Annotated in this window: 17 protein-coding genes; 9 read left to right on the forward strand and 8 right to left on the reverse strand. The window is 64.6% G+C overall.

What is annotated here, in order from left to right; genetic code table 11:
- Positions 1–2: 2 nt before the first annotated feature.
- From ureC to R2N16_RS16195, 5 genes are all read left to right on the forward strand, one after another.
- A complete protein-coding gene (ureC, locus tag R2N16_RS16175; RefSeq protein WP_316666743.1) occupies positions 3–1,721 on the forward strand; it encodes an urease subunit alpha in 1,719 nt (572 codons plus the stop codon).
- Positions 1,722–2,075: 354 nt separating this feature from the next.
- The gene (ureE, locus tag R2N16_RS16180) at positions 2,076–2,720 is read left to right on the forward strand and encodes an urease accessory protein UreE (protein WP_316666744.1); all 645 of its coding nucleotides are present in this window, start codon (positions 2,076–2,078) and stop codon (positions 2,718–2,720) included.
- Positions 2,713–3,402, forward strand: a complete 690-nt coding sequence (locus R2N16_RS16185) for an urease accessory protein UreF (RefSeq protein WP_316666781.1) — start codon at positions 2,713–2,715, stop codon at positions 3,400–3,402. Before ureE ends, R2N16_RS16185 begins: the two co-directional genes overlap by 8 nt.
- Before the next feature lie 8 nt (positions 3,403–3,410).
- Positions 3,411–4,037: an urease accessory protein UreG gene (gene ureG, locus R2N16_RS16190; RefSeq protein WP_316666745.1), complete on the forward strand. Its 627-nt coding sequence runs from the start codon at positions 3,411–3,413 to the stop codon at positions 4,035–4,037.
- 66 nt (positions 4,038–4,103) lie between these two features.
- Entirely contained in the window at positions 4,104–4,406 is a 303-nt protein-coding gene (locus R2N16_RS16195) for a hypothetical protein (protein WP_316666746.1), read from the forward strand.
- Positions 4,407–4,556: 150 nt separating this feature from the next.
- Here R2N16_RS16195 and R2N16_RS16200 read toward each other — a convergent pair whose 3' ends face one another.
- The 4 genes from R2N16_RS16200 to R2N16_RS16215 all read right to left on the reverse strand — a co-directional run bounded on the left by R2N16_RS16200 (position 4,557) and on the right by R2N16_RS16215 (position 7,973).
- Positions 4,557–5,216 (reverse strand): methyltransferase family protein, encoded by a 660-nt coding sequence (locus tag R2N16_RS16200; protein ID WP_316666747.1) that lies wholly within the window; start codon positions 5,214–5,216, stop codon positions 4,557–4,559.
- A 130-nt stretch (positions 5,217–5,346) separates the two neighbouring features.
- The gene (locus tag R2N16_RS16205; RefSeq protein WP_316666748.1) at positions 5,347–6,039 is read right to left on the reverse strand and encodes a glutathione S-transferase N-terminal domain-containing protein; all 693 of its coding nucleotides are present in this window, start codon (positions 6,037–6,039) and stop codon (positions 5,347–5,349) included.
- 160 nt (positions 6,040–6,199) lie between these two features.
- Positions 6,200–7,459 carry an acyl-CoA dehydrogenase family protein gene (locus R2N16_RS16210; protein WP_316666749.1) on the reverse strand — a complete coding sequence of 420 codons (1,260 nt, stop codon included), beginning with the start codon at positions 7,457–7,459 and terminating at the stop codon, positions 6,200–6,202.
- Positions 7,460–7,535: 76 nt separating this feature from the next.
- Entirely contained in the window at positions 7,536–7,973 is a 438-nt protein-coding gene (locus R2N16_RS16215; protein ID WP_316666750.1) for a PaaI family thioesterase, read from the reverse strand.
- A gap of 93 nt (positions 7,974–8,066) precedes the next feature.
- On the opposite strand from R2N16_RS16215, the gene R2N16_RS16220 reads away from it, so the two are divergent.
- Both R2N16_RS16220 and R2N16_RS16225 read left to right on the forward strand, forming a co-directional pair.
- Entirely contained in the window at positions 8,067–9,011 is a 945-nt protein-coding gene (locus R2N16_RS16220; protein ID WP_316666751.1) for a LysR family transcriptional regulator, read from the forward strand.
- A 133-nt stretch (positions 9,012–9,144) separates the two neighbouring features.
- A complete protein-coding gene (locus tag R2N16_RS16225) occupies positions 9,145–10,173 on the forward strand; it encodes a transporter (RefSeq protein WP_316666752.1) in 1,029 nt (342 codons plus the stop codon).
- Between the two features lie 10 nt (positions 10,174–10,183).
- Here the strand turns inward: R2N16_RS16225 and R2N16_RS16230 are convergent, their stop codons facing one another.
- Positions 10,184–11,170, reverse strand: coding sequence for a LysR family transcriptional regulator (locus tag R2N16_RS16230; protein WP_316666753.1), 987 nt, complete (start codon positions 11,168–11,170; stop codon positions 10,184–10,186).
- Positions 11,171–11,290: 120 nt separating this feature from the next.
- On the opposite strand from R2N16_RS16230, the gene R2N16_RS16235 reads away from it, so the two are divergent.
- Both R2N16_RS16235 and R2N16_RS16240 read left to right on the forward strand, forming a co-directional pair.
- Positions 11,291–11,995 (forward strand): SDR family oxidoreductase, encoded by a 705-nt coding sequence (locus tag R2N16_RS16235; protein ID WP_316666754.1) that lies wholly within the window; start codon positions 11,291–11,293, stop codon positions 11,993–11,995.
- Entirely contained in the window at positions 11,992–12,411 is a 420-nt protein-coding gene (locus R2N16_RS16240; protein WP_316666755.1) for a VOC family protein, read from the forward strand. The genes R2N16_RS16235 and R2N16_RS16240 overlap by 4 nt, the downstream gene beginning before the upstream one ends.
- Positions 12,412–12,420: 9 nt before the next feature.
- On the opposite strand, the gene R2N16_RS16245 is transcribed toward R2N16_RS16240, so the two are convergent.
- The 3 genes from R2N16_RS16245 to R2N16_RS16255 are packed head-to-tail and all read right to left on the reverse strand — an operon-like array spanning position 12,421 to position 15,076.
- Positions 12,421–13,509 (reverse strand): phosphotransferase, encoded by a 1,089-nt coding sequence (locus tag R2N16_RS16245; protein ID WP_316666756.1) that lies wholly within the window; start codon positions 13,507–13,509, stop codon positions 12,421–12,423.
- Positions 13,510–13,546: 37 nt separating this feature from the next.
- The gene (locus tag R2N16_RS16250) at positions 13,547–14,284 is read right to left on the reverse strand and encodes a histidine phosphatase family protein (RefSeq protein ID WP_316666757.1); all 738 of its coding nucleotides are present in this window, start codon (positions 14,282–14,284) and stop codon (positions 13,547–13,549) included.
- A 12-nt stretch (positions 14,285–14,296) separates the two neighbouring features.
- On the reverse strand, positions 14,297–15,076 hold the full coding sequence (locus R2N16_RS16255; protein WP_232040428.1) for an oxepin-CoA hydrolase, alternative type: 780 nt from the start codon (positions 15,074–15,076) through the stop codon (positions 14,297–14,299).
- Between the last annotated feature and the right edge of the window lie 3 nt (positions 15,077–15,079).

The following is a 15,079-nucleotide window of genomic DNA, read 5'->3' on the forward strand; positions in this document are numbered from 1 at the left end:
ACATGACACTCAACATCACCCGGCGCGCCTATGCGGAAATGTTCGGCCCCACGACTGGCGACCGCGTCCGCCTGGCCGACACCGAACTCATCGTCGAAGTCGAACGCGACTTCACCATCTACGGCGAGGAAGTGAAATTCGGCGGCGGCAAGGTCATCCGCGACGGCATGGGCCAGAGCCAGCGCGAGTCGAAGGACTGCGCCGACACCGTCATCACCAACGCGCTGATCATCGACCACTGGGGCATCGTCAAGGCCGACATCGGCCTGAAGAACGGCCGCATCTCGGCGATCGGCAAGGCGGGCAACCCGGACATCCAGCCCGGCGTGACGATTGTCATCGGCCCCGGTACCGAGATCATCGCGGGCGAGGGCATGATCGTCACCGCCGGCGGAGTCGACACGCACATCCACTTCATCTGCCCGCAGCAGATCGACGAGGCGCTCAACAGTGGCGTGACGACGATGATCGGCGGCGGCACCGGCCCTGCCACCGGCACCTACGCCACCACCTGCACGCCGGGCCCGTGGTACATGCAGCGCATGCTGCAGGCCGCCGACGCGTACCCGATGAACATCGGCTTTCTGGGCAAGGGCAACGGCAGCCTGCCGGGCGCCCTGCGCGAGCAGATCGACGCGGGCGCCATCGGCCTGAAGCTGCATGAGGACTGGGGCTCCACGCCCGCTGCCATCGACTGCTGCCTGGGTGTGGCCGATGACACTGACACGCAGGTCGCCATCCATACCGATACGTTGAACGAATCGGGCTTTGTCGAAGCGACCGTCGCCGCGTTCAAAGGCCGCACGATCCACACGTACCACACGGAAGGCGCCGGCGGCGGGCACGCACCCGACATCATCCGCGTGTGCGGTGAGTCGAACGTGCTGCCATCGTCAACGAACCCGACGCGGCCGTTCACCGTCAACACGCTGGACGAGCACCTCGACATGCTGATGGTGTGCCATCACCTCGACGCGTCCATTGCCGAGGACATCGCCTTTGCCGAGAGCCGCATCCGCCGCGAGACGATTGCCGCTGAAGACATCCTGCACGACCTCGGCGCGTTCTCGATGATCTCCAGCGACTCGCAGGCCATGGGCCGCGTGGGCGAAGTCGTGCTGCGCACGTGGCAAACCGCGCACAAGATGAAGGTGCAGCGCGGCAAGCTGGCCGGTGACCCGAACGATGCGCGCGGCGGGCATGACAACTTCCGCGTCAAGCGCTACGTGGCCAAGTACACGATCAACCCGGCACTCACGCACGGCATTGCGCACGAAGTCGGCTCTGTCGAGGTCGGCAAGTGGGCAGACCTCGTGCTGTGGAAACCTGCGTTCTTTGGCGTGAAGCCGAGTCTGATCTTGAAAGGCGGGATGATTGCCTCTGCGGCGATGGGCGATGCGAACGCGTCGATTCCTACGCCGCAGCCTGTGCACTATCGGCCGATGTTTGGGTCGGCGGGTGGGGCGTTGGGGCGGACGTCGTTGACGTTCCTGTCGCAATCGGCTGCTGCGGCTGGCGTGGCGGAGCAGTATGGGCTGGCCAAGATCACCGCAGTTGTTAAGGGCACGCGTACTGTGACCAAGGCAGACATGATTCATAACGACTGGCAGCCTGACATTACGGTTGATCCGGAGACGTATCAGGTGGTGGCGGATGGGACGGTGCTGACGTGTGAGCCGGCTGAGGTGTTGCCGATGGCGCAGCGGTATTTCTTGTTTTGAGTTTTTGGCTTGGGATGGGCTCTGGTGGTTCATCCCTGTTTCGTACCCTGCCGGGCACGACTCACTTTTCTTTGGCAAGACAAAGAAAGTGAGTCAGCCCCGGCAGGGGATGAAACATGGGATGCCACGCCGCTCAGAGAGCAAAACCCGATGCTTGGAGTTCAGAACTCGACGTTTGGAGTTCAAGGCTCGGCGCTCGGAGTTCAAGGCTCGGCGCTCGGAGTTCAGAGCGCGATGTTCGGAGTTCGGAACTCGGAGCCCCGAGCCCGGAACCTGGCGTTTGGAGTTCAGAGCCCGAGGGTTGAAGCTCAGAGCTTCGGGCTTCACAGTTGGATGACGAATTAGGCCTTACAGATGCTTTCGATCAATAAACATCTCCCTGCACCGCACGGTCTGGCTCCGGTGCTGGTCAAGCGTGCGCCCAGGCTTGTGCTGCCATTCCTGGAGCGCAGCCGCAGCCGTCTGCGCGCCGCGCTTGATGACGGCCGTGAAGTCGCTGTGGTGCTGCCGCGTGGCACCGTCATGCGCGGCGGCGATGTGCTCGTCGCTGAAGACGGCACGCTGGTGGAAGTGCAGGCCGCGCCGGAGCGGGTACTGCGCGTCAGCAGCGACAACCGCCTTGCGCTGATGCGCGCCGCCTACCACCTCGGCAATCGCCACACCCCCGTGCAGGTCAGCGCCGATGCGCTGCAGCTCGAAGCCGACCCCGTGCTCGAAGACATGCTGGTTCGCCTGGGTGTGACCGTTGCGCACGTGGAGGCGCCATTCGAGCCCGAGGCAGGCGCCTATGGCGGCGGCCATCGTCACGGTCACGATGCGACGTTCGAAGAGGACTATGCGGCCGCGCAGGCGCTGTACCACGAGCACCACGGGCACGATCACGGTCACGCGCATGACCATGGCCACTCGCATGACCACGATCACGCGCACGGCCATGACCACGACCACGGCCATGTGCACGGACCCGGCTGCGGCCATCACCACCATCACCATGACTAACTCGGCGCAGCTCACTGCCTTGCTGCATCTCGCGTCCCCGGCGCTGCCGGTGGGCGCGTTCAGCTATTCGCAGGGCCTGGAGGCGGCGGTGGATGTGCGGCACGTGGCGGATGAAGCCTCGGCTGCGGCGTGGATTGCCGAAGGGCTCGACGTGCTGGCGGCATGCGAGGCGCCGCTGTGGCTGCTGCAGTTTGCCGACTGGCAGGCGGGCCGCTTCGACGCCGTGGCCGAGCGCGATGCATGGTTCCTTGCCACGCGCGAGACGCGCGAGCTGCGGCTGGAAACGTCTCAGATGGGCTGGTCACTCAATCGACTCGTCCAGCAGATGGAGTGGGGCGATGACGCACTGCGTAGCGCCTTGGCCGCACGTGCCTCGGTGACCTTTCCGACCGCCTTTGCCGCCGCCGCTGCCGCGCTGAATGTCGACCCGCACGACGGCGTCGCGGCATACTGCTTTGCGTGGGTGGAAAACCAGGTGGCGGCGGCGGTCAAGGCCGTGCCGCTCGGGCAGGCTGCGGGGCAACGCATTCTCTTTGGCCTGCACACCGCGGTGGCGCGTGCGGTGGACGAGGCCACGCGTCGGGCGGCATGTCATCCGCCTGAACTGTCGACGTTTTCACCGGGGCTGGGCGTGCTGTCCGCCCGGCATGAAACGCAATACTCACGACTCTTTCGATCCTGAATCTGATCATGCGAACCAAGAAACTTCCTGCCCTGCGCGTTGGCGTGGGCGGCCCGGTGGGCTCCGGCAAGACCACGCTGCTCGAAATGCTCTGCAAGGCCATGCGCGAGCACTACGACCTCGTTGCGATCACCAACGACATCTACACGAAGGAAGATCAGCGCTTGCTGACCATCTCGGGCGCGCTGCCTGCGGAACGCATCATGGGGGTGGAAACCGGCGGCTGCCCGCACACGGCCATCCGCGAAGATGCGTCGATCAACCTTGAAGCGGTAGATCGCATGCTCTCCAAGTTTCCGGATGCGGATGTGGTCTTCATTGAGTCGGGCGGTGACAACCTCGCGGCGACGTTCAGCCCCGAGCTGTCGGACCTGACCATCTACGTGATCGACGTGGCGGGCGGGGAGAAGATCCCGCGCAAGGGCGGCCCGGGCATCACCAAATCCGACCTGCTCATCATCAACAAGACGGACCTGGCGCCATACGTCGGGGCGTCGCTGGAGGTGATGGAGAGCGACACGCGCAAAATGCGCGGCGACCGGCCGTTCGTGATGTGCAATCTGCGGGCGCAGGGTGGGTTGGACGAGGTGATCCGCTTCATTGAGAAGCAGGGGATGCTGACGGCGGCCGCCTGATGCAGCGGCACTTGCCGGGGCGGTGCTGAGTCAAAACCACTGAGGCGTGCGTGGCGGAGGCGGGTGATGAGGACGCTGCATTCTGTGGTGCTGATGACGGTGGTCTTGGGCGCAGCTGCGTGTGCGCCAACCATTGTCGGGCCGAATTACACAATGGATGTACGGCTGGCGGACGGGAAGCCCGTGCGGTGTGCGGTGAATCAACCGGTGCGCCTGCCGAGTCCGCCGCCGGAGCCGTCGACAGTGCGGGAGCGTAACGAAGCCGAGGTGCTGGCGACACAGCCGCTGCGCTTGCAGACCGGGCCGCGGGCGCCTTATCCGACCGTCTACACCGCGCCGGACGTGCAGTGTTTCGCGTTGCCTCGGTGATGCGATCAGACGTCTTCTGCAACACAGCGCCAGGGCGACCGCACCACTTGGCCGACCAGGCCGACCAGGCGCCCACGCAGTCGCGCGGCAACGATGTCAAGTTTGGGGGTGGCGGGCGGCTGCTGAAGTGCCCCTCTTCAGGGCGGGCCGTCAGTAGAGTCCTGGGATCAGGCGCCACGTCCGGGCGCGATACGCGTCGTACTCCGCGCCGAACTGCGATTGCAGCAGCGCTTCTTCGGCGCGCATGCGTGCCACCAGTGGGGGAATCAGCAGAAGCGTCAGCACCACCCCCGCCAGTGACCGGAATCCCAGCCCCCAGCCCAGCGTGGCCACCAGCAACCCGAGGTAGCTTGGGTTGCGCACGTAGTGGTAGATGCCGCCCGTCACCAGCGCATGGCCGGGCTGGATCGCCACCAGTCCGCTGAAGCGATGACCCAGCACGTGCACCGGCCATACACGCAACGCGCCGCCTGCGGCGTAAAGCACGACACCCAGCCAACGCACGGCCTCTCCATCAATGCACCATAAGTCGTGCCTGTCTGTATACGCCGGCAGCCATGCGCTGAAGATGCCGATCAGGCCGAACACCGGCAGCACCCAGCGGTTGGATCGGTCTTCGCGTTCTCCAGGGCTGAGGTTGCCACCCGCAACCAGTGCTGCGATGGCCAGCAACACCGTTATCACCACAAGTGCGAGTCGCGCCGGGTTGGCAAGGAACGCGCCCACGCCACCCCAGCCGAGCGCGGCAAGGCCGAGGTAAACCGCGATGGAAACCACGGCCGCCAGGCCCATCTTGAGTGACGCTGCCATATCGTTTGGGCGAGAACTCGCGTGAGTGGGGTGAAGCCAGTGTAGGTCGGCTGCCTGCGCACCGCATGGAGGGCTTCCCAAAGAAAAAGGCCGCATCACGCGGCCTGTTTCCCGATGCAAAGAAGCGGAATCAGCGCCGCTCGTACTGCGTGGCGCCGAAGAGGATTTCTTTCGCCTTGTCGTCTTGCACAGCCGGCCGTTCCTTGGCCAGCACCTTCACCGCGCGCTGCACGGCGGGGCGTTCTTCAATGGCTTCAAACCAGCGTTGCAGCTTCGGGTAATCCGATAGCTCGATCCCTTGGTTCTTCCAGCTGCGCAGCCACGGCCACGTCGCCATATCGGCGATGGAGTAATCCGCACCGCCGAGGAATTTCGATTCGCCCAGGCGCTTGTCGATCACACCGTACAGGCGCTTGGCTTCGTTCGTATAACGGTTGATCGCGTACGCGATCTTTTCGGGCGCGTAGATGCGGAAGTGGTGCGCTTGGCCGAGCATCGGGCCGACGCCGCCCATCTGGAACATCACCCATTGCAGCACTTCGTATTTGCCGCGCACATCTTCGGGGAGGAACTTGCCGGTCTTGCCGGCGAGGTACAACAGGATCGCGCCCGATTCGAACAGCGAGATCGGTTTGCCGTCGGGGCCGTCGTGATCGACGATCGCCGGGATCTTGTTGTTCGGGCTGATCTTGAGGAAGTCGGGCTTGAACTGGTCGCCCGCGCCGATGTTGACGCCGTGAACGCGATAAGGCAGCCCGCATTCTTCCAGCATGATGTGCACTTTGTGCCCGTTGGGGGTGGCCCAGCTATAGACGTCGATCATCGAATTGGCTCCTGCAAGAGAAAATACGTGCAGGCCACCAGCAGCCTGCAAAGTGTTCCATTCCAGCACAGAACGGAAAAACGCGCAGACGGCGGGCGGAGGCAAAAAAATCCCCGCTCGAGGCGGGGTTAAGGAGTGAACGGTACAGCCGTGCCGCGGGTCAGGCGCCGCGCGTGACCGGCATGTCGACGACGTCCTTCAGGTGCAGATGCTTGGCCAGTTCCAGCTTGGCGATGGCCGCGCGGTGCACTTCGTCCGGGCCGTCGGCCAGGCGCAGCGTGCGTTGGTGCGCGTAGGCCGAAGCCAGCGGGAAGTCGCCCGACACGCCGCCGCCGCCGTGTGCCTGGATCGCCCAGTCGACAATCTGGCAAGCGATGTTCGGGGCCACGACCTTGATCATCGCGATCTCGGCCTTGGCGACCTTGTTGCCGACGGTGTCCATCATGTACGCGGCCTTGAGCGTCAGCAGGCGGGCCTGTTCGATCATGCAGCGGGCTTCGGCAATGCGTTCGTGCCACACGCTGTGCTGCGCGATGGCCTTGCCGAACGCAACGCGCGATGACAGGCGCTTGCACATCAGTTCGAGCGCGCGCTCGGCCACGCCGATGCTGCGCATGCAGTGGTGGATACGGCCCGGGCCCAGGCGGCCCTGCGCGATCTCGAAACCGCGGCCTTCACCCAGCAGGATGTTGCCCACCGGAACGCGCACGTTTTTCAGGTCGACTTCCATGTGGCCGTGCGGCGCATCGTCGTAACCGAATACCGACAGCGGGCGCATGACGGTGATGCCCGGGGCATTGGCCGGCACCACGATCATCGATTGCTGCTCGTGGCGGCCTGCGTCCGGGTTGGTCTTGCCCATGACGATGTAGACAGCGCAGCGCGGGTCCCCGGCGCCCGACGACCACCACTTGCGGCCGTTGATGACGTACTCGTCGCCCTGGCGCTCGATGCGGCATTCGATGTTGGTGGCATCCGACGAGGCCACGGCCGGCTCGGTCATCAGGAAGGCAGAGCGGATCTCGCCGCGCAGCAGCGGTTCGAGCCAGCGGTCTTTCAGTTCTTCAGACGCGTAGCGCTCCAGCGTTTCCATGTTGCCGGTGTCCGGCGCGGAGCAGTTGAACACTTCCGGCGCCCAGGGCACGCGGCCCATGATCTCGCACAGCGGTGCGTATTCGAGGTTCGACAGCCCTTCGGGTGCGCGCGGCGAGCGCGGCAGGAACAGGTTCCACAGGCCGGCCTTGCGTGCCAGCGGCTTGAGTTCTTCGATGACCTTGGTGGGAATCCATGCGTTGCCCGCACGGCGGTTGGCTTCGATTTCTTCGTGGAAGCGGTGCTCGTTCGGGTAGATGTGCTGGTCGAAGAATTCGAGCAGGCGTGCCTGCATTTCCTTGACCTTGGGCGTGTAATCGAAATTCATGGTGTCTCCTCAATACATCGAACAAGCGCCTCGAACGGGCAACCATCAACTCAGTTCAGCCGTGCCCGGCAATGCGTCAAATACGTCCGCCGAGCACGGCAAACACGGCACTCGCGCGCGCAATCAGCCGGTCGCCGCGATGGAAGAGCGCCTGCGCAAAGGCCAGCTTGCTGCCCGTGCGCAATCCTTCCGGGGTGATCTCGATCCAGTCGCCTTCTCCGGCAGCGGCGATGAAATCCACAGTCAGGCTGGCGGTGGACATGGCGAGGGCGCCGCCGGTGCCTTCGCCGGGCTCGGCCAGGCAATAGCCGAGCGCCGCATCGGCCAGCGAGGCCACCACGCCGCCGTGCAGGATGCCGCGCCGATTCAGGTGGTGATGCTGCACGTGAAACCCCATCACCATCGACGCCCCCATCCCCCGCGCATACACCGGCCCCAGCATCGTCAGGAAAGGGCTCGGCTTGTTCAGCAATACAAAGCCCGTTGGTACGGAAAGATCAGGGGTTGTGGTCATGGCGCGTGGCGCAACTCACAAGGGGTGTCCGCAGAATAAGCCTTCACCTACAATAAGAGAAATGAATTTCGTGGATTGCAGTCCATCAATGTCATGCATATATCCCGGGTCGATCTGAACCTATTTGTCGTCTTTGATGCCATCTATACGGAAGGCGGGATCACGGCGGCCGCACGCACGCTCAACCTGACGCAACCCGCGGTGAGCCACGCGCTCGGGCGCCTGCGGGAGCTGTTTGACGATCCGCTGTTCGAGCGGCGCGGGCAGGGTATGGTGCCGACGCCGCTGGCGCGCACGCTCATCGCCGAGGTGCGCACTGCGCTGCAGGGTTTCGAGCGCACCCTGCGTGAGGGCACGCGCTTCGATCCGGCCACGAGTGAGCGCCGCTTCACGCTGTCGATGCGCGACGCGCTGGAGGCGACACTGCTGCCGCCGCTCATGGCCGCCATCGCCAAGGAGGCGCCGCGCATCGACGTGACGACCGTGCGCGGTGATCGCCGCCAGCTCGAAACCGAGTTGCTGGCTGGCACCATTGACGCTGCGGCGGACATTCTGCTGCCCGCATCTCCGGCAATCCGGCATGCGCCGCTGCTGACTGATCCGATGGTGGTGCTGGCGCGCCCTGGCCACCCCATCGCGCATGAACCGCTGACGCTGGAGCGCTATCTGGCGTGCGAACACGTGCATGTGTCGTCGCGGCGTCGTGGGGCAGGGCTGGAAGACGTGGAACTGCGTCGCCTCGGCCACGAGCGGCGCGTGCGGCTGCGTTGCCAGCACTACCCGGCCGCGTGTCGCGTCGTGAGCTGCACGGACCTGCTCGCCACGTTGCCGATCCGCTATGCGCGCATCGCCAACGAGCCGTATGGCAACGTGATGCTGCCGCTGCCGTTCAACGTGCAGCCGCTGGAGTTGTACCTGTACTGGCATACCAACAGCGATCAGGACGCGGCCAGCTGCTGGCTGCGCGATCACGTATTCGCCGCGATGGCGGAGGTGGCCCTGGACGATGCCGCGGCGGCATTCGTCGACGGGCGTTGACGAACGCGAAAGCGGACGCAATCATCGGGGCTGCGCAGCGCAAATGGCGTAACCACGCCGGTTTATGACAGATTGATGGCATTCATCTGTCGAGCGCCTGCGCCACCTGGCAAACCGTCTTCCCTCCCGATGTATGACTGCGACAGCGTCCGCGATCAGTTTCCAATCCGACAACACCGGCCTTATCTGCGGTTTCCGTTTCGAACCCGGCAAGCCCGGCGTCGCCCTGGATTCGTCCGAGATTGCCGATGCGCTCGAGCATGCAGAAAGCGAAGGTGCTGACGACGCGTTCATCTGGCTGCATTTCAACCTGTCGCGCGCGGGGTGCATGCGCTGGCTGCAAGGCCATCTCGATCTGCCTGAGCCGTTTCTCGACATGCTCGGCGAGGAGGCGCATTCCACACGCATCGAGCAGCAGGACGGCGCGCTCGTCGCCGTCTTCAACGACGTGATCTTCGATTTCGAGCGCACGCCCACGCAGGTGGCCACGCAGTGGGTCTATGCACACCGGCGCCTACTGGTCACCTTGCGACGCAAGCCATTGCATTCGGTCGACAGGTTGCGCGAGTGCGTGCGCAGCGGCGAGACGTTTCGCTCGCCGGCCGACCTGCTGGGCCATCTGATGTGCGATCAGGCGGACCTGATGACGCAGATCGTCCGCACAACCGGTATCGACATCGACCGCATCGAAGACCGGTTTCTTGCGTCGAAGATCACGTCAGGGCGACAGGAGCTTGCGGGCACCCGCCGCGTGCTGGTGCGCCTTCAGCGCATGCTGGCGCCCGAGCCCGGATCGGTCTTTCGCTTGCTGGCCCGACCGCCGGCATGGCTGCATCCGGAAGATGTGCAGCAGTTGCGCGAGTCGACCGAGGAGTTCTCCGTCGTCCTACGCGACATGAGCGGACTGATCGAGCGCATCAAGCTGCTGCAGGAAGAGGTGATCGCGCGCCTTGACGAGCAGAACAACCGGACGCTGTTCACGCTCACGCTGGTGACCGTGCTCGCACTGCCGATCAACATCGTGGCCGGGCTCTTCGGCATGAACGTGGGTGGCGTGCCGCTGGCCGACAACCACCACGGTTTCTGGCTGATGGTTGGGCTGGTTGCGGCGTTCACCATGGTCATCGCTTGGTGGGTGGTTCGGCGCCGCAACAACCAGTAAGAGCACAGGCCTATGTCTTGGCGGTGACCGCCGACTTGGCTTTGGTCGGCTTGGGCGATGCCGTTGCCGCCGTTGTCGCCGTTGCCGCCGGGAACGGGTAACGCGCACTGAACTCCGCAAAGCGCGCGGCAAGGAAGTCTGCACACGCTGTCAGCCGCGCCGGTCGATGGCGGCGCGCAAGGGCAACAAGCTGCAGCGGCGTGGGCGCATGACTCCACGCCGGCAATGCCACCTCCAGCCGGCCCGCGCTCACGTCTTGCGCGACATCCAACCACGATTTGAACGCCAGGCCACGCCCCGCGACCGCCCAGTCGCGCACCACGGCGCCGTCGTCGCATTGGAAATCACCGCGCACGTCGATCGGGGCGGGGCCGCTGGTGTGCGTGAGTTGCCAGCGCGTGACGGGCTCGCCGTTGCGCAGGAGGATCAGGCAGCGGTGGTCGGCCAGGTCGCTCGGGTGCGCGGGCCGGCCATGCTGCTTGAAGTACGACGGCGCACCCACGATCACGCGCGGATGCGATGCCAGCGGTCGCCGCACCAGTGCCGAATCCTGCAGATGCCCATAGCGGAGCGCGAAGTCGAGGTCTTCGCGCATCAGGTCGGCCAGCCGGTCGCCCAGTACCAGCGTGATCCGCACGCCGGGGTGCTCATCGCAAAAGGCGTCGAGCCATGGGCGCAGGATGTGCCGCCCCAGGTCTGATGTGGCCGCAATGCGGATGGGTCCGGACAGCTCGGTGCGATCCTGCCCGAGGCTTTCCGCGCCTTCGTCCAGTGCCTCCAGAGCCTGTCTTGCGTACCCTAGATAACGCTGACCGGCTTCGGTCGGGCGCATGCTGCGCGTGGTGCGCTCGAACAAGCGGGCGCCGAGTTCGGTCTCCACGCGCTTGAGTGCGGCGCTGGCAGTGGCGGGCAGCCAGCCGAGCTGGCGCGCGGCGGCGGACAGGTTGCCGGCGTCGGCAATGCGCACCAGCAGGCGGAGGTCATCGAGGGCGATCATTGTCAAAGCAGATTTGGAGAATCATCAAAGCATAGCCCGATTATCTTGCTTTTGTTTGATGAAAGAATGGCCCCAATCGATTGACGGTTTTTTCTTTCTTCTTCTCAAAGGAGCATTGGCATGACTTCGAAGACCTTGCAGGACCAGTCGGTGGTGGTGTTGGGCGGTACGGCCGGCATTGGGCAAGCGGTGGCACGCGCAGCTGCAGCCGAAGGCGCCCGCGTAACGGTGTTGGGCCGCTCGGCCAAGGCGGGGGATGGCATCGACGGCATTGCCGTTGATGCGAATGACACGGCATCGCTGGCGGGTGCGGTGGCGCAGGCAGCCGTCACCGGCAAAATCGATCATCTCGTCATCACCATCGGCTCGCGTACGAGCCCGCCGCCGCTTGCCACGCTGCAACGTGCCGACCTCGAACAGAGTTTCGGCACCAAGCTGTTTGCCGCGCTGATGGCGGTGCAGGCCGCATTGCCGTATCTGGCGGAACGCGCATCGATTACGCTCACCTCTGGCCTGCTCTCACGCAAGGCGACGGCGACCGGCTTGCTGCGTGGCTCCATCAACGCGGCGGTGGAAGCCGCCGGCAAGAACCTGGCGAAGGAACTCGCACCGCGCCGTGTCAATGTGATCAGCCCCGGCGTGGTGGATACGGAGGTGTGGGGCGCGCCGGCCGATCGGCAGGCCATGCTCGCGCGCATCGGCAGCGGCTTGCCGGTCGGCCGTGTCGGCACGCCGGAAGATCTCGCCCAGGGCTATCTGCTGGCCATGACCAATGGCTTCATGACCGGCGCCATCATCGATATCGAAGGAGGCGGTTTGCTATGACACCCGACAGCGATTGGACATTCGACCACGTGAACTTTCACGTGGCAGCAGACGCGTCCATCCTGAAGTTTTTTGCCGACGTGCTTGGCTGGAAACCGGGGCCGCGCCCGGCGTTTCCGTTTCCCGGCACGTGGCTCTACCAAAACGACGACGCGCTGGTGCACCTGGTGACACAGGAGGGCGATGCGCCCGAACTGGTGTTCTCGCACATCGCGTTTCGCACCAAGAAGGATGCGGCGGATGTGCTGGCGGCGGTACGTGAAAGCGGTACGCCGCATCAGGTGCGAAAACATCCCGCGCGGCCTGCCGCACAGATCTTCGTGCAGTTGCCGGGCGGGGTGGTGCTGGAGCTGGAAGCGCCGCTGTCCGGTCAGCTGGAAGCCGCGCGCGAGTACGAGAAACCCGCTACTGAGTAAGACGCAACATCATGCGCCGGCCCGCTGGGCGTACTTCCAACCCAGTTCAGCCATCGGGCGGGCGCGTTTGCCCGCTTCCAGCGCCTGCGCCGAAGACGCCGTGCCATCCACCACGCGCTTCATGATTCCCTGCAGGATGCCGGCTATGCGGAACATGTTGTAGGCGAGGTAGAAGTTCCAGTCCCCTGTGATGCGGCGGCCGGTGCGTTGTTCGTACTGGCGGATGTACTCGGCTTCCGTGGGGATGCCCAGTGCGGCGAAGTCCAGCCCCGCCACGCCGCGGAACTGCCCCGGCTCGATGTGCCAGCTCATGCAGTGGTAGCTGAAATCGGCCAGCGGGTGGCCCAGCGTCGACAACTCCCAATCCAGGATGGCCAGTACGCGTGGCTCGGTGGGGTGGAAGATCAGGTTGTCGAGCCGGTAGTCGCCGTGAACGATGCTGGTGATCTCCTCGGTTTCCTGCGGCACGTGCTTGGGCAGCCATTCGATCAGGTTGTCCATGGCGGGAATCGACTCGGTTTCCGACAGCTTGTACTGCTTGCTCCAGCGCTCGATCTGGCGCGCGAAATAGTTGCCGGGTTTGCCGTAATCGGCCAGGCCGATGGCGGCGTAGTCCACCGTGTGCAGCGCAGAGATGACGCGGTTCATCTCGTCATAGATGGCGGTGCGCTCGGCGGGCTCCATGCCGGGCAGGGCCTGATCCCACAGCACGCGGCCCTGCACGAATTCCATGATGTAGAAGGCGCGCCCGATCACGGCTTCGTCTTCACACAGTGCATACATCTTGGCGACGGGCACGTCGGTCTTGGCCAGTGCATCCATCACGCGGTACTCGCGTTCGATTGCATGCGCGGACGGCAGCAGCTTCGCCTTCGGTCCCGGCTTGGCGCGCATCACGTATGTGCGCGACGGCGTGATCAGCTTGAACGTCGGGTTTGACTGGCCGCCCTTGAACTGCTCAACCGTGAGCGGGCCTGCAAAGCCTTCCACGTTGTCGCGCATCCATGCTTGCAGCGCGCCGATGTCGAACTTCTGCTGTTCTGCCACCGGGCGTGTGCCCTCGAAGGCCGAGAAATCCTGCTGGTCCGTCTGTGCCATGGGTGTGTCTCCGAATCTTGTTGTGTGTCTGGAAAATTCAGGCAGCCGGCTGCCGATGTTGAAGGTATTGCTGCAGCAGCACCTCCATCGTCGTCAGCCGCGAGCCGAGATGCGTAGGCGAGGGCGCCGAGAAATTGCTCATGCGCAGCACCCAGTCGGTCGGTGCATCGCCAACATCGAGCACGTTGATGCAGCCGGCGGTCTGGGCGAGGCTGCCGAAGAACACGCGTTCACCACCGGTGATGGCGTGCGAGAGGATCGCGCGGTTGGTGCCGCCATGCAGCACCAGTAGCACGGTGTCCCAGTCGGCTTGTGCGCGCAGTCGGGCGATGGACGGAATCACGCGATCGAGAAATTCGCCGATGCGCTCGCCGTTGAGGAAGCGCCGGTCTTCCGACACCGTGCCTTCAAACGCGCCGATAAAGGCTTGCGCGAGTTCATGCTCGGGAATTTCCGCCAGCTTGCCGCCACGGATCTCCTGCAGCTCGGGCCATTGTTCAAGCGCGATGCGGCGTTCCTGCATCGCCGGCATCTCGGCCAGCACACGCTGCGCGGTCTCCACCGTGCGCGGCAGGCCGCTGACGATCACGCGGTCGAAGACGATGTTCTCGGCGGCGAAGATCTTGCCGGCAGCGGTGCTTTGGCTGCGGCCGAGTTCGTTGAGCGGTACGGCCTCGGGCGACGGGACGGGGCGGCCGGTTTCGTCGAAATACGTAACGGCGCCATGACGCATCAGGTAGACGCGCCGGCGCTTGGGTGTCGGAAAGGGAACCATGCGAGCTGGAAACTAGCGGTATTGGGGTTTGCGCTTTTGCAGGAAGGCCGAGATGCCTTCGTTGCCGTCGGCGTGGTGCAGCGCTTCGACAAAGCTGTGCTGTTCGGCCTTGAGGTGATCGTGCAGCGAGGCATCTTCGGCATGGGCGATCAGGCCCTTGATGCGGCCCACCGCATGCGGTGATTGCGCAGCAAGTTTTTCTGCCAGTGCCAATGCCTGGTCCAGCGCCTCGCCGGGTTTGACCACCTCATTGATGAGGCCGAAGTGCGCAAGCCGCTCCGCGCCGACAGGCTTGCCGAGCATGATGATTTCGCTCGCCAGCGGGCGCGGCAGGAAGCGCGCGATGTGCCACGAGCCACCGCCGTCCGGCGTGAGCGCCACGTTCACATACGCCATCACGAACTTCGCATCCGACGCGGCAATCGCAAAGTCGCACGCCAGTACCAGAGAGAAACCCGCGCCCGCTGCGGGGCCTTCCACAGCGGCAATCACGGGCTTGGGAAACGTGCGGATCGTCTCGATCCAATGGTTGAGCGCGTCGATGCCGTCTTCCTGCACGCTCCTCGGTTTGCTTCGGTTTTCCAGCAGGCGGTTCAGGTTGCCGCCTGCACAGAAGGCATTGCCGGCCCCGGTGAAGATGACGGCGCGGATCTCGTTGTCGTTGGCGGCGCGGTCCAGGGCTTCCATCGACGCGGTGTACATCACCGGGTCCAGCGCGTTGCGCGCGTCAGGGTTGGACAGCGTAAGCACCAGCGTCGAGCCGATGCGTTTGGAGAGCAATTGGGCGGTCATGGC

The sequence above is a fragment of the Ralstonia psammae genome (genome assembly GCF_958405935.1).
Lineage (GTDB): Bacteria > Pseudomonadota > Gammaproteobacteria > Burkholderiales > Burkholderiaceae > Ralstonia > Ralstonia psammae.

Excerpts from the sequence above, each read along its gene's own strand:
- ureC (WP_316666743.1), top strand. The coding sequence starts at position 3 with ATGACACTCAACATCACCCGGCGCGCCTATGCGGAAATGTTCGGCCCC.
- ureE (WP_316666744.1), top strand. The coding sequence starts at position 2,076 with ATGCTTTCGATCAATAAACATCTCCCTGCACCGCACGGTCTGGCTCCG.
- R2N16_RS16185 (WP_316666781.1), top strand. The coding sequence starts at position 2,713 with ATGACTAACTCGGCGCAGCTCACTGCCTTGCTGCATCTCGCGTCCCCG.
- ureG (WP_316666745.1), top strand. The coding sequence starts at position 3,411 with ATGCGAACCAAGAAACTTCCTGCCCTGCGCGTTGGCGTGGGCGGCCCG.
- R2N16_RS16195 (WP_316666746.1), top strand. The coding sequence starts at position 4,104 with ATGAGGACGCTGCATTCTGTGGTGCTGATGACGGTGGTCTTGGGCGCA.
- R2N16_RS16200 (WP_316666747.1), bottom strand. The coding sequence starts at position 5,216 with ATGGCAGCGTCACTCAAGATGGGCCTGGCGGCCGTGGTTTCCATCGCG.
- R2N16_RS16205 (WP_316666748.1), bottom strand. The coding sequence starts at position 6,039 with ATGATCGACGTCTATAGCTGGGCCACCCCCAACGGGCACAAAGTGCAC.
- R2N16_RS16210 (WP_316666749.1), bottom strand. The coding sequence starts at position 7,459 with ATGAATTTCGATTACACGCCCAAGGTCAAGGAAATGCAGGCACGCCTG.
- R2N16_RS16215 (WP_316666750.1), bottom strand. The coding sequence starts at position 7,973 with ATGACCACAACCCCTGATCTTTCCGTACCAACGGGCTTTGTATTGCTG.
- R2N16_RS16220 (WP_316666751.1), top strand. The coding sequence starts at position 8,067 with ATGCATATATCCCGGGTCGATCTGAACCTATTTGTCGTCTTTGATGCC.
- R2N16_RS16225 (WP_316666752.1), top strand. The coding sequence starts at position 9,145 with ATGACTGCGACAGCGTCCGCGATCAGTTTCCAATCCGACAACACCGGC.
- R2N16_RS16230 (WP_316666753.1), bottom strand. The coding sequence starts at position 11,170 with ATGATCGCCCTCGATGACCTCCGCCTGCTGGTGCGCATTGCCGACGCC.
- R2N16_RS16235 (WP_316666754.1), top strand. The coding sequence starts at position 11,291 with ATGACTTCGAAGACCTTGCAGGACCAGTCGGTGGTGGTGTTGGGCGGT.
- R2N16_RS16240 (WP_316666755.1), top strand. The coding sequence starts at position 11,992 with ATGACACCCGACAGCGATTGGACATTCGACCACGTGAACTTTCACGTG.
- R2N16_RS16245 (WP_316666756.1), bottom strand. The coding sequence starts at position 13,509 with ATGGCACAGACGGACCAGCAGGATTTCTCGGCCTTCGAGGGCACACGC.
- R2N16_RS16250 (WP_316666757.1), bottom strand. The coding sequence starts at position 14,284 with ATGGTTCCCTTTCCGACACCCAAGCGCCGGCGCGTCTACCTGATGCGT.
- R2N16_RS16255 (WP_232040428.1), bottom strand. The coding sequence starts at position 15,076 with ATGACCGCCCAATTGCTCTCCAAACGCATCGGCTCGACGCTGGTGCTT.